Genomic DNA, 12,262 nt, shown 5'->3' with positions numbered 1-12,262 from the left:
AAATTGAGAGATTTAGAAAATCAACGAAAAAATACAGCAGACTCACAAATATTGAGAAGTCTTAAACTATATGCTTATTAATATAAAACCGGAGCATTTTTCTGTTGAATAAAATCTTTCAGGTGTTCGAAATTCTGCCAAAGCAACGCCTCAAAATCCCAATGATAGAACGGCCGCATATTTTTTCCTTTCTGATATGCTTTTCTGTAGATTTTGTAATATTCCGGTAAAATCAGTGAGCCTAAAACGATAGCTGCCAAAAGATGAGCATTTAACTTTCCGTTTCCAAAAAGGAGAAACTGCATGGCGATTTCATCCTCGAAGTTAGTTCCGCAACCCGTGATCAGATGATGAACATCGTGGTCTTCCATTTTCGGAATCATGGTAAAGCCATATTTTTTGTAAAATTCACCCAATTTTCGTCCTAAAGAATCTTCCTGAAATTCCAACAACTGCTTTTCTGTGAACTGCCATTGCCTTTTCTTTTTCTTAAAATATTTTCTGTATAATTTTTGAGTTTTATCGTACACGAAAAGAAGAAATTTTACACGTAGTTTTTTCATAGTTTATATTTTTAAATTGTTAATATTAAAAAGTACAGAAGACTCAAAATCGGAAAATTAAAAATCAATAAAACAACAGAATTCTTAAACTCAATTTTATTTTCGGGAAAAAGGTGATAAAATACAAAGAGTATAAGCATCAAAATCATATTGATAATGATATTAATTGAAGAAATGAAAACAAAAAAATTAAATACTTCTTCTATAGCATTTGCAAATATTGCAAGAAGAATAATTAGTCCGATTAGCCAGCTCATACAGAAATAGATAAGCACAATTTTATTTACTTTATACATTCTCCTCTAAACAAAGTTTAAAAACAGTAATTTCCGGGCGAACCATAAACCGAACCTGAAAAGAATGTCCCAACGCACGGTTGATGTAAAGCATTCTCCCATCTTTCAGATCAATTTCTCCTGAAGTATAATTTCGATTTTTCACAGGAAGAAGCGGTGTTATCACTCCAGGAATTCTGCATTGTCCTCCATGCGTATGACCGCTTAAAATCCAGCCCTGATAATTATTCCAGACATCTGCATCACAAGCATCGGGATTATGGCAAAGGATAATATTTGCTTTGGATGAGTCGTAGTTTTCCATTACTTTTTGTGGCGCAAAATTGGGCGACCATAGATCTTCGAAACCAATAAAATGTAATCCGTGACTTTCTTTTTGGTCATCTCTAAGCATGGTAATTCCGGAGTTTTCCGCAATTTCACAGATTTTATCCGCAACATCCAATTCCTTCCAGTCGATTCCGTAATCATGATTTCCGAGAATTCCGAAAGTTGCCAGATTTCCTAAGACCAAATGTTTCATTACTTTTTTAAGATCTTCTCTTTCGTCGGCATTGCCGTGATTTGTAAAATCGCCGGTGTAGACTACAAAATCCGGATTGCATTTTTTCGCTTTCTGAAAAGAATCAATTAAAAAATTCCAGTCGAAACGGGTTCCAACATGGAGATCTGAAATCTGCATGAGAATTTTCCCTTCCAATTCTTCAGGTAAATTTTTGATCGGAAGTTTTCTTTCCACAAATTCCAGCCAAAAGGGTTCGACCTGCCACGAATACAACATCGGAAAAGCTCCGATTACGGAAAGCTGAGCCAATCTTTTCAAAAAAGTTTTTCTATTCATTACATTTAATTATCATTAAACAAAGAACTTTGAATTACAAAGTTAAAAAACAAAAAAATATACTTTTACCTGCCTATTAATTTTTCTAATGCATTAATGTGTTCTGTAAAAGCTTCTCTTCCACTTTGGGTTACCCGATACGATGTTCTCGGTTTTTTACCTACAAACTCTTTTTTAACCTCAATATATCCAACTTTTTCTAACGCATTGCTATGACTCGCCAGATTACCGTCTGTAATTTCCAGCAGGTTTTTCATTTCCGAAAAATCAACCCAGTCGTTGACCATCAGAATGGACATAATGCCCAATCTTACACGGCTTTCGAATTCTTTGTTGAGTTGATTTATATTGATCATAGTTAAGAAATAAATAAAAGGTTGGAATATCCGAATGGTAAAATGTTTACTTATATTTTTTATGCATTATCAATCCGTAAACAATATGCAGAACTCCAAAGCCAAACGCCCAAAACAACAATCCCCATCCTAAGAAAAATATGGAAAGTGATCCTAAAGCAATCTGACAATATCCTAAGTATTTTACGTCTGTTAAAGTATATCTTTCGGCATTTACTAAAGCCAATCCATAAAAAATCAATGTTGCGGGTGCTACCAAAACAAAAAAGTGATGGTATAAAAGTGCTAAACAAACCAATCCACCCGTGATTAAAGGAACACAAAATGTGAATAACAGTCGTTTGGTTGTAGCATCCCAGATTTTAAGCCCTTTCTTTTTGCTTTTATTCGCTGTGAAAAAATATCCGCTGAGAACAGCAACAAAAAGGATCAAAGTTCCAATAATAACCAATTCACGAACTAAAGCCGGACTAAAGATATTTCTGTTACCATCAAAATAGTTAATTCCCTCTCTCTGAAAAACAACATACACATAACAGGCACCAATAAGCGCTGCCAAACCAGCAACAACTCCGGACAACCCGCTCAGTGAAATAAATCTGGAAGAACGCTCCATCATAGAACGAATATGTGATAAGTCTTCGTGATAGTTTTTTGAATCCATAAAAAGAACTTTGAAATACAAAGTTATTATTTATTTTTAAACTGCAAACTATTTTTTCAAAAATGTAGAAAGATTTTTATTAAACAAAAAAGCCGCTGAAAATTTCAACGGCTATATTTAATTTTAGATGATTGAAATTATTTTGCTCTCAATCTCTCTTTAATAGATTCAATGCTTTTCTTTGCAGAATCTTCAAGAATCAAACTTGCACTCATGTGAATTCTTGCGGGCATCAATTCATTGAAATGATCTGTCCCTTCCCACGAAACTTTTTTGATTAAGGCTAAAGCATCACTGCTTCTTGAAGCTAATGTTTGCATAAATTTCTCTAATTTAACATCCATTTCCTCAATATTATCAGAAACCGAGTGATATACATTATGTTGTTCTGCCCAGTCTGCCGATCTGAAATCTGCATCAATAGCCATTGCAGCAAACTGAGATTTTCCGATTTTTCTTTCTACATAAGGTCCGATCACAAATGGTCCGATTCCCAGATTGATCTCCGTTAAAGCCAAAGCAGAATCTTTCGTTGCAAAGCAGTAATCAGCACCACACGCCAAACCTACTCCACCTCCAGTTGTTTTTCCCTGAACTCTAACTACAACAATTTTACCGCAGTTTCTCATCGCATTCAGAACTTTTGCAAAACCGCCAAAGAATTTTGTAGAAGCCTGCAGTTCTTCGATCGCTAAAAGCTCATCAAAACTTGCCCCTGCACAGAAAGCTTTTTCACCTTCACTTTTTAACAAAATTGCTTTTACCTCATCTTTTGCACCTTCATCCAAAATAGTCTGGGCTAATTTTTCAAGAATAGCTCCAGGGAGGGCATTACTTTTTGGAGTTCCGAAAGTGATTTCGGCGATATTATTTTTAATTTCTGAAACTACGAATTCGTTCATTTTTAGTTTAATTGGATTTATACAAAAGTACTAAATACGAAACTTTCAGCGGTCATTGTAAGTATAAATTTAATGAATTTTGGCTCATCAATATCTAATATTTTATAGACATCGTAAAGAATTTGCTTGTAAAACTGTCATGAAACGGATCATTATTTTTAACATAATAAAAATTTACCACTATTAAATATACAAACAAAATCGATAAACGATATTATTTTCGCACTATAAATAGATATAAATTAAAAAATATAAAATAATTTTTCAAAAAGAATTCACCGTACCGTAGAAATACGTAATTTTGAATTTAGTATTTTCTACTCTATTGCAGTTTTCTTTTAAGTTGTTTCTTTGAACAGTTAAATAACACAAAAAATTTAACTATTTATAAGATAACGGCGAAATCCGAAAAGCCAAAAATAGAGTAGGAATTTATTAAAAACTGAAAAAATATTAACCATGGAAGAAATGATCGGAGTAATTAAATCTTTTGCAGGAAACTTTGCGCCAAGAGGCTTTATGTTCTGCAACGGAGCGCTTTTAAGCATTGCTCAAAACTCAGCGCTTTTCTCACTTTTAGGAACCACTTATGGAGGTGACGGTATCACTACTTTTGCTTTACCAAATCTTAACGGGCGTGCGCCTATCGGAGCCGGAACTGCCAATACGGGACAAACCTATAAATTAGGAGAAGAGGCAGGAACAACGCAAAATACAATTTTAACAGCTAACCTACCAAGTTTTGCAAGCCAACTGAAGGTTTCAAATTCTAATGCGACTTCATCTTCACCTTCTCTAAATTCATCTATAGCAGTATCGGGAACTACCGTAGGAAGAGACTTTACAGCGGTGCCAAGTTTTATAGATAATGCAGATCCTTCTACAAAGGTGACAATAAACCCACAATCTGTGATGTTCATAGGAGCAAACATCCCGATTAATAATATGTCTCCGTATTTAGGAATGAACTATATCATCTGTGTAGAAGGAATTTACCCTTCAAGACCATAATTAAAACCAGTATTAATAACCAAAAATTAAATATCATGGATGAATATTTAGGAACCATTAAAATGTTCGCCGGTAACTTTGCACCGAAAGGCTATTTGTTCTGCAACGGAGCAATATTAAGTATTGCACAAAACCAGGCTCTTTTTTCGCTTCTGGGAATGACTTACGGAGGAAACGGCACCACAACTTTTGCCTTACCCAACCTGAACGGGCGTGCACCTATCGGCGCAGGAAACTCTACTACAGGAATGAATGTTCTTCTTGGAGAAGAAGGCGGATCGCCAACGACAACAATTCTTAGCCAAAACTTACCTCCGATCATGAGTCAGCTAAGAGTATCCAACGTGAATGCAACTTCTTCAACACCCTCTGCAGCTTCATCACTTGCTGTATCAGGAACTACGGTAGGAAGAGACTTTACGGCGGTGCCAAGCTTTGTAGATGATGCTCCGAATACTGTTATTGATGCAGCTTCCGTGACGTTTACAGGGGGCAATCAACCGGTAAATAATATGTCGCCTTACCTGGGGATCAACTATATTATTTGCACTTCAGGGATTTACCCTTCAAGATCATAAAAAAACTAAAAATTTAAAACCTAAAAATTATGAAAAGTACCTTACTCTTTACAATCTGTAGTCTTTTCATTTCGATTTTCTCATTTGGACAGACCAGTACAGAATTATTTGAAACTGAAAGTCACGGAAGTACCAGCTTCACGGATAATGGAGTGATTTTCAACATCATTTCCCACGTAGGTGGGTTTGATATCCAGGGAAATTATCCCGGAACAGGATGGAGCGGAACAGCTAATGACAACAGATATATCGATAATTCCGGAACGGGAAATATTGCTACAGGCGCGTCATTCAGTATAAAAACTACCTCTAATTTGTTTAAAGTAAACAGATTCTGGATATTCTTATCTAATACCACCCTGAACCAAGCTGTTGTCGGAACACTTACCATCACAGGAAAATTATCCGGTGTTACAAAGTATACGCAAACCAAAACGACAGGATTTGTCACCTCTCTTGGAGCTACAAATGGATATACGCTTATTGATCTGACCAACCTGAACGGGCAGAACTACAGTAATATTGTGATAGATCAGCTTCAGATAACACTGGGCGGAGCTTATACTTATGGAGGTCTCGATGCCTTTACCTGGGTAAAAGACAGCGGAATTGTTCTGGCAACCAACGAAGCAAAATCTGTAAAAAAAGAAGTAAATATTTATCCTAACCCAACGAAAGGACCTTTATATATTACATCAGAGAATAATTCGAAATTGGAGGTATACAACCAGTCAGCTCAGTTGGTGAAAACCATCGAAGCTAGAAAAGGTGAAAATGAAGCCGATATTTCAGAATTGCCAACAGGAAATTATATCATAAAGTCTCCTTCCGAATCTTATAAGATCATTAAGCAATAAGAACTTATCAAAAAAGAACTAATAACCATTAAACCTTTTGATACAATAATATTCATATGATTGTATCCTGAAAGATTCTAATACATAAGTGTGATAAATCCCCCGAAGTATCTTCAGGGGATTTTTTATTTTTTCAAGGCTAAAATATACTTGTCGATATACAATTTTTTCTCTTTCGATTTATATTGCTGAATATATCTTGGATGCTCCAACACGGTCATTCTTTCAAAAAGATTGGCCTCTTTATTTAATTTTGAAATAAAATCTGCATTCTTTTTTCCTAAAATAAATACTTCGGAAGTATCGAGATTTAAACTGAGGTGTTTCTTCAAAGAATCAATCATAAAATCTTTTACATCATTGAACAATTCTTTATCATCGTAATAATTGGCATTAATCCAGCTTCCTTTTGATTTTCTTACAATTGCCAGAGGAAACGGAGAATTGATATAAACATCTTTGTAAAATTCTTCCGCTCCGCCATATTCTGAAATCATATCGTAGATAAAAACCGAAGAAACTTCATGCGTATAAGCAGATTCCATTTTAATTCCGCAGACACTTTCCAGACGTTTTGTATCGGTGAACGGAACTCCTGTAACTCCTGCTCCATGACGACTCGGATTGATGCCTATTAAGAATTTCCTTTGCTCTGAATCATTATAATATTTTTCATAGAACCTCTGCATGACAACCAATGTTTCAGGATTATCCCAATACGGGTTTAAAACCTGAAAATCATCCGGTAATTTCCCAGAATATTTCAAGTTCTGATTAAATTCTACAACTTCTTCAGCAAAAGTTTTATTCATATTTAGTCTTTAAGAAAAACGAAATTTTCAGGTTGATCATCACTATCATCGTCATCATAGTCTTCGTCATCACCTTCTTCGCTTAAAGCCAATTCAATATCAATAAACTGAATGTATAAACCACAAACATTTTCATTAGCATCATACCCGAAATACACAGGATAAGTACCATCCCCAAAACCACTGGCAAACATCGGAATCTGATACTCGGTATTTGGAACTATCCAGTTGATCCAGTCACCTGCCTCTCTCTGATTGTTGGGATTATCCCTATAGCTTTGTTCAAAAAGTTCGGCAAAATAATCATCGTACATATTGTCGACATCTGATTCATCTACAAACTTATCCACAAAAGGAAGTACTTCCGCATCGGTGATACAGCCTAAACCGGCATCCACTCCAAATCCAAAAAAATCGTCTTCGGTTACGTCTTCCAGTTCTTCAATCCCGACTAAAGCTTCCCTATAAATAACAGGTTTTTCTTTTGTAAATTCAACTTTTACCACAGCATAACGGTCACCCCAGTCTTCAGATTTTACCACGGCGATTGTCACTGGGAAATTCCCTTTCGGAGCCTGAATAAAATATGGAGACTGATTTCCGTTCAGAGAAACAAGAGGATCTCTTACCACAACTTTTCCCGATGGAAGAGAAACATTTCCGATTTTCATCGTTTCTAATTGCTGCCCTGCAATTTCATCTGAAGTAAAGTAAGTTTCCAAGTCAGTCGGACAAACCAAAATATCTTTTACTTCTTCATACTTCTGCATCCAGTTTTCGTTCATTTTTATAATATTTTAAATTAGGTTGAATTAATAATTAAAGGTACAGTTTATTTATTCTGTCTCAAATTCTTCTTCGTCTTTTAATCCTTTAATAAAAGTTTCAAAATCCTTTGCCAGAAAAATTTTCCTATAATCATCTTCCTGATCAACATGCATTACTTCGGGCTCTCCGTTTTTTCCACATTTTGAATAATCCAGAAGAATCATATCGTGACCGGCTGAAGGACAGTCTGCAATATAAACTCCGTCTGCCGGATATCCCCATTCGTCGATCATAAACTGACTCCCCAATTCTCCACATACAGAATAGGTTTTTTCCCGCCCGATTCCCATAATTCCCGTAATGGCAACGTGATCGTCTGCCCAGGAATTGTTTTCAGTTGTTGGAAAACAGGATTTATCAACTAAGCCTCCGTTTTGAATTCTCATTAATTCGATATAAGATGCAGGAAGTTTGTACCCTAATTCTTGCTCAATTGAAGTTATCATTTCATCATCGGGAAATTCTTCGATATAATCTCTTTCCGAATAACTGCTTTCATTCCAGAAACCGGCAAAGTCGAAGTCTTTGAAAAATTGTTGTTCCATAATATTTTGTAATTATTTGCTTTAGTATTCAAGAGGTTTATAATTTCGAAATACGTTATAAAAATCAATATCATTACCCTCAAACTTTTTCTTTTCAATAATTTTAAAATTCCCAACAGCGTCTTTCTCTGTTACTAAAATAGAATCTGAAACATCTACTCTTGCAAACTCATCTAGAGAATCGTTATTAATTTTAAGAAAACTTGTAGTGGTAGATCCTGTAAGTATTACAGAATTGATACAGTTTAGTTTTGGATTATAGCTCAAATTCGGGTAATGATCTGAATTTTTAATATGAATGAAGTTCTTGCTTTTTGGATCATAGATAAATAATGTTTGAATTGCATTCCCACCTCTGCCCGCAATACCACTTTGATAAGTAAGATCTTTAAAACCATCATTATTAAAATCTGAAATTTTAGCACCTATACCTGTAATTCCATCTTTATCAAAATAGAATCTGTTAATTTGTCTCCATATATTTCCAATGTTTTTCTGTGTTTTATAATTCCAAACACTGTCTTGTTCATAAAAGTTTAAAATAATCATATTATCTTGTGTACTATCATTTCGAAATTTTTCAATCTCAACTTTAGTTTTCCCTTTTAAGCCAATATTCATACTATCGACAAATTTTTCTTCCGAAAAATAAGCGTTTATACTTTTATTTTGTGAACAGGAAATGCAAGCAATTCCCAATAGAAATTGGAGTAAATAAGTATAGACATTAGTTTTTAGATTCATTTTAAAAAGTTAATAAAAAATCCCTTTCAGTAAAACTAAAAGGGATCATAAATTGATATTTTATTTAAATTAAATCAATCCAAACTGTTCAAAATGATGCGTAAAATGTTTTTTATGAATTAACTCCCACATCTCTTTGTTCAGTTTTCCAAACACAAAATTCATGTGTTCTGCTTGCGGATTTTCTTTGTAATAAATTGAGAATCTTTTCAAATTATCTAAGAAAGACTGTTTCGCAATCTCTAAGTTTTTATGTCTTAATTCTAATAATTTTTCATCTTCCGCTAAGAAAGGTGCAGGGAAATCCTTCGGCATTTTTCTGTGATTGTACAAAGAATCCTGCCATTTTTCCAACTGTTCTTCCGGAGTGAAACATTTATCAGCTTCCGGTTCACCTAAACTTACCAAAACAGTAAAATCTAAATGCTCAATCATTTGCTGAGGTGACATTTTACCCCAACTTGGCTGAGTAGATTCTGTTAAACCACTTACAATTTTCTGAACATTTTTAAGATCAATAAAAGGAGATTGTTTTGCTACTAAAGTTAATATTGTAGCCACACAAACGATTTCATCTCTTTGATTCACCACTTCAACCAACCATTTCACCACACCGGAAGGAATATTTCTTCCTTTAACACCACGATTGATTTTTTCTTTTGCCGTTAAATAAACCGTAATCGTATCTCCTGCATAAACAGGTTTGAAGAACGAACAGTTTTCCAATCCGTAGTTGGCGATAACCGGCCCTTTTTTCCCTGAAACGAACAATCCAGCCGCCGCAGAAAGGATGAAATATCCGTGAGCTACGGTTTTATCGAAAATAGTTCCTGTCAAGCTCGTTGCATCTGTGTGTGCGTAGAAATGATCCCAGGAAACATTGGAAAAATTCACAATATCTGCATCAGTAACCGTTCTACCCGCCGTTTCCAAAGAATCTCCGACCTCAACTTCCTCAAAATACTTCTGGAAAGGATGCTTATCTGCATATTTTTTCTCAGCACCTTGCTGATAGACTTTTGTAATTGCCGTCAAAATATCCGGCGAACCTTGAATTGCCGTTTTTTGAAGGAAGAAATGAAGACCGTTCAGTCCGCCCATTTCTTCACCACCACCTGCTCTTCCGGGACCACCATGCATTAAAGTCGGAAGCGGAGAACCATGACCTGTACTTTCTTTGGCGTTATCTCTGTTTAAAACAAAAATTCTACCATGCTGAGAAGCCATTTTCCAAGAAGTTTCTGCAACAAATTTTTCGTCGTGAGAAACGATAGAACCTACCAGACTTCCTTTTCCTCTTTTTGCCAGCGCCGCAGCTTCTTCCGCATCTTTATAAGGCATCAACGTAGAAACCGGACCAAAAGCTTCGACATCGTGAGAGATATTTTTACTGAAAGGAGCATCATTTAAGAACAATTTTGGGCTCATAAATGCACCATTTTCATAGTTCGCATCTACCAATTCGTGTTGTCCGTCGTAAACTAATTCTGTTTCCGCTTTTAATAAATCGACTTTTCTCAACACCTCATCATACTGTTGTTTTCCAACCAAAGAACCCATTCTTGTTTCTCTGCTTAACGGATTGCCTATTTTTGTCTGATCTAAAGCTTTAGATAAAGCATTCTGAACATCACCAATTAAATTTTCAGGGACGATAATTCTTCTGATCGCCGTACATTTTTGTCCGGCTTTTGTGGTCATTTCCGTACGAACTTCTTTGATGAATAAATCGAATTCCGGCGTTCCTGGTTTTGCATCCAAACCAAGAATTGAACAGTTCAGAGAATCAGCTTCCATGTTGAAACGAACAGAGTTTCCTGAAACAGATGGTAAAGCTTTTAATTTTCTACCTGTTGTTGCAGAACCTGTAAATAACACAGAATCTCCATCCTGAACGTAATCTAAAATATTTCCCGGCTCGCCACAAACCAATTGAAGCGCACCTTCCGGAAGCACACCGCTTTCAATTATATCCTGAAAAACCGCATTCGTTAAATAAGAACCATAAGGCGAAGGCTTCACAATTGAAGGAACACCCGCCAACAATGAAGTCGACAGTTTTTCCAACATTCCCCAAACGGGGAAATTATATGCATTAATTTGAACAGAAACCCCTTCACTTGGAGTCAAAATGTGAGTTCCCAAGAAGGTTCCGTTGGCGGAAATTTTCTGAGTTTCTCCATCCACCCAAAACGGAGTGTTTGGAAGCATTCTTTTTGCCAACCCTGAGTACGTGAAAAAAGTACCGAAACCTCCTTCAATATCTACCCAAGAATCTGCGTGAGTTGCCCCTGTTTTATATGATAATTCGTAATATTTTTTCTTTCTTTCCAAAAGATAAAGCGCTACTTTTTTCAACATTTCTCCACGATCGTAGAATGTCATGGATGAAAGGTTTTTGTAACCAACTGTTCTTCCATAGTCTAAAGCCTGCTCAAAATTTAAACCTTCTGTATCGGAAATGGCAACCTGCTCTCCGTTTACGGCGTTGTACAAAGGAATTCCGTTTCCGTTTCCTTCGACCCATTCGCCGTAGATATAGTTTTTTAATTTTTCCATATAGTTTTTTATATTTTTAATTTAACAATGTATCAATCTAATAATTTACCAATGAAATGCTTCGACAAGCTCAGCATGACAGTATGAGTTGTGACATTAATACATTTTTAGATTATTATACTTATTCTAATCACTTTTTCTTTGAGAATTTCTTCTCCGCTGTTTCAGCACCAAGCATGATTAAATTTTTAATTAATGAAAAAACATTCATAATAATTAAAAGACCTGCTAAAATCCCTACGATCTGAAATATCCAAAGATATTTGCCTTCTTTAGTATTTTTAACCTCATTGTATTCTTTGCACGGATCTATAGTCTCATTTTCAGAAGGATTATTGGGATTATACCAAACATCTATTGTACTTTCAGGTTTTTCTTTTAGTGATGTTTGATCAGCATTAAAATATTGATTATCGACCACATACGTATAATGAAATTTGTTAATATCCACTTTCACAGATCCCTTGCTTAGAGTTGTCTGATCGTAGGTATATTCTATATCTGCCGTAGTTTTTTTTAATATTTCACATTCTCTTTTGTATTTTGCTTTAGTTCCCGTCCCAGAACCGGTGAGATAACCGAAATATCCGGTAATTACCAGATATAAGCCCATCAAGACAAGAATAATGATATTCCCTTTAATTTTTTCTCTCCTCGTTTCCTCCATTTGTGTTTTAGATTACTTTAAGAGTATTATTTAGAGTAT

At 35.3% G+C, this 12,262-nt stretch carries 14 protein-coding genes; 3 read left to right on the top strand and 11 right to left on the bottom strand.

The genetic code is table 11. The features are described 5' to 3' along the window. Positions 1 to 77: 77 nt before the first annotated feature. The 5 genes from ASG22_RS20365 to ASG22_RS20340 all read right to left on the bottom strand — a co-directional run bounded on the left by ASG22_RS20365 (position 78) and on the right by ASG22_RS20340 (position 3,622). Positions 78 to 563 carry a Coq4 family protein gene (locus ASG22_RS20365; protein ID WP_055988564.1) on the bottom strand — a complete coding sequence of 162 codons (486 nt, stop codon included), beginning with the start codon at positions 561 to 563 and terminating at the stop codon, positions 78 to 80. A 288-nt stretch (positions 564 to 851) separates the two neighbouring features. Then, positions 852 to 1,700 carry a metallophosphoesterase gene (locus ASG22_RS20355; RefSeq protein WP_055988560.1) on the bottom strand — a complete coding sequence of 283 codons (849 nt, stop codon included), beginning with the start codon at positions 1,698 to 1,700 and terminating at the stop codon, positions 852 to 854. 65 nt (positions 1,701 to 1,765) lie between these two features. Then, a complete protein-coding gene (locus ASG22_RS20350; protein WP_055988557.1) occupies positions 1,766 to 2,056 on the bottom strand; it encodes a winged helix-turn-helix domain-containing protein in 291 nt (96 codons plus the stop codon). 46 nt (positions 2,057 to 2,102) lie between these two features. Beyond that, positions 2,103 to 2,720 (bottom strand): hypothetical protein, encoded by a 618-nt coding sequence (locus ASG22_RS20345; protein WP_055988555.1) that lies wholly within the window; start codon positions 2,718 to 2,720, stop codon positions 2,103 to 2,105. 137 nt (positions 2,721 to 2,857) lie between these two features. Then, positions 2,858 to 3,622 (bottom strand): enoyl-CoA hydratase/isomerase family protein, encoded by a 765-nt coding sequence (locus ASG22_RS20340; RefSeq protein WP_055988553.1) that lies wholly within the window; start codon positions 3,620 to 3,622, stop codon positions 2,858 to 2,860. A 459-nt stretch (positions 3,623 to 4,081) separates the two neighbouring features. On the opposite strand from ASG22_RS20340, the gene ASG22_RS20335 reads away from it, so the two are divergent. From ASG22_RS20335 to ASG22_RS20325, 3 genes are read left to right on the top strand one after another with little or no spacing between them, the layout of a single operon-like run. Beyond that, entirely contained in the window at positions 4,082 to 4,633 is a 552-nt protein-coding gene (locus tag ASG22_RS20335; RefSeq protein ID WP_055988551.1) for a phage tail protein, read from the top strand. Between the two features lie 35 nt (positions 4,634 to 4,668). Continuing rightward, complete coding sequence (locus ASG22_RS20330) at positions 4,669 to 5,211, top strand: phage tail protein (protein ID WP_055988549.1); 543 nt, start codon at positions 4,669 to 4,671, stop codon at positions 5,209 to 5,211. 29 nt (positions 5,212 to 5,240) lie between these two features. Continuing rightward, a complete protein-coding gene (locus tag ASG22_RS20325) occupies positions 5,241 to 6,068 on the top strand; it encodes a T9SS type A sorting domain-containing protein (protein ID WP_055988547.1) in 828 nt (275 codons plus the stop codon). A 125-nt stretch (positions 6,069 to 6,193) separates the two neighbouring features. On the opposite strand, the gene ASG22_RS20320 is transcribed toward ASG22_RS20325, so the two are convergent. From ASG22_RS20320 to ASG22_RS20295, 6 genes are all read right to left on the bottom strand, one after another. Beyond that, a complete protein-coding gene (locus ASG22_RS20320) occupies positions 6,194 to 6,880 on the bottom strand; it encodes an SMUG2 DNA glycosylase family protein (RefSeq protein WP_055988545.1) in 687 nt (228 codons plus the stop codon). Between the two features lie 2 nt (positions 6,881 to 6,882). After that, a complete protein-coding gene (locus tag ASG22_RS20315; RefSeq protein ID WP_185113832.1) occupies positions 6,883 to 7,665 on the bottom strand; it encodes a DUF4241 domain-containing protein in 783 nt (260 codons plus the stop codon). 51 nt (positions 7,666 to 7,716) lie between these two features. Further along, positions 7,717 to 8,253 carry an SMI1/KNR4 family protein gene (locus tag ASG22_RS20310; RefSeq protein WP_055988541.1) on the bottom strand — a complete coding sequence of 179 codons (537 nt, stop codon included), beginning with the start codon at positions 8,251 to 8,253 and terminating at the stop codon, positions 7,717 to 7,719. Positions 8,254 to 8,274: 21 nt separating this feature from the next. After that, a complete protein-coding gene (locus ASG22_RS20305) occupies positions 8,275 to 8,997 on the bottom strand; it encodes an XAC2610-related protein (RefSeq protein ID WP_131726225.1) in 723 nt (240 codons plus the stop codon). A gap of 69 nt (positions 8,998 to 9,066) precedes the next feature. Beyond that, positions 9,067 to 11,556 carry a phenylacetic acid degradation bifunctional protein PaaZ gene (paaZ, locus tag ASG22_RS20300; protein WP_055988537.1) on the bottom strand — a complete coding sequence of 830 codons (2,490 nt, stop codon included), beginning with the start codon at positions 11,554 to 11,556 and terminating at the stop codon, positions 9,067 to 9,069. Positions 11,557 to 11,686: 130 nt separating this feature from the next. Continuing rightward, positions 11,687 to 12,223, bottom strand: coding sequence for a DUF3592 domain-containing protein (locus tag ASG22_RS20295; protein ID WP_055988535.1), 537 nt, complete (start codon positions 12,221 to 12,223; stop codon positions 11,687 to 11,689). Positions 12,224 to 12,262: the final 39 nt, after the last annotated feature.

The sequence above is a fragment of the Chryseobacterium sp. Leaf405 genome (assembly GCF_001425355.1).
GTDB lineage: Bacteria > Bacteroidota > Bacteroidia > Flavobacteriales > Weeksellaceae > Chryseobacterium.
The sequence above is the reverse complement of the archived record's forward strand: the minus strand, read 5'-3'. Positions and strand labels throughout refer to the sequence as shown.

Bases quoted from the DNA above. Each gene is read 5' to 3' on its own strand.
- ASG22_RS20365 (WP_055988564.1), bottom strand. From the start codon at position 563: ATGAAAAAACTACGTGTAAAATTTCTTCTTTTCGTGTACGATAAAACT.
- ASG22_RS20355 (WP_055988560.1), bottom strand. From the start codon at position 1,700: ATGAATAGAAAAACTTTTTTGAAAAGATTGGCTCAGCTTTCCGTAATC.
- ASG22_RS20350 (WP_055988557.1), bottom strand. From the start codon at position 2,056: ATGATCAATATAAATCAACTCAACAAAGAATTCGAAAGCCGTGTAAGA.
- ASG22_RS20345 (WP_055988555.1), bottom strand. From the start codon at position 2,720: ATGGATTCAAAAAACTATCACGAAGACTTATCACATATTCGTTCTATG.
- ASG22_RS20340 (WP_055988553.1), bottom strand. From the start codon at position 3,622: ATGAACGAATTCGTAGTTTCAGAAATTAAAAATAATATCGCCGAAATC.
- ASG22_RS20335 (WP_055988551.1), top strand. From the start codon at position 4,082: ATGGAAGAAATGATCGGAGTAATTAAATCTTTTGCAGGAAACTTTGCG.
- ASG22_RS20330 (WP_055988549.1), top strand. From the start codon at position 4,669: ATGGATGAATATTTAGGAACCATTAAAATGTTCGCCGGTAACTTTGCA.
- ASG22_RS20325 (WP_055988547.1), top strand. From the start codon at position 5,241: ATGAAAAGTACCTTACTCTTTACAATCTGTAGTCTTTTCATTTCGATT.
- ASG22_RS20320 (WP_055988545.1), bottom strand. From the start codon at position 6,880: ATGAATAAAACTTTTGCTGAAGAAGTTGTAGAATTTAATCAGAACTTG.
- ASG22_RS20315 (WP_185113832.1), bottom strand. From the start codon at position 7,665: ATGAACGAAAACTGGATGCAGAAGTATGAAGAAGTAAAAGATATTTTG.
- ASG22_RS20310 (WP_055988541.1), bottom strand. From the start codon at position 8,253: ATGGAACAACAATTTTTCAAAGACTTCGACTTTGCCGGTTTCTGGAAT.
- ASG22_RS20305 (WP_131726225.1), bottom strand. From the start codon at position 8,997: ATGAATCTAAAAACTAATGTCTATACTTATTTACTCCAATTTCTATTG.
- paaZ (WP_055988537.1), bottom strand. From the start codon at position 11,556: ATGGAAAAATTAAAAAACTATATCTACGGCGAATGGGTCGAAGGAAAC.
- ASG22_RS20295 (WP_055988535.1), bottom strand. From the start codon at position 12,223: ATGGAGGAAACGAGGAGAGAAAAAATTAAAGGGAATATCATTATTCTT.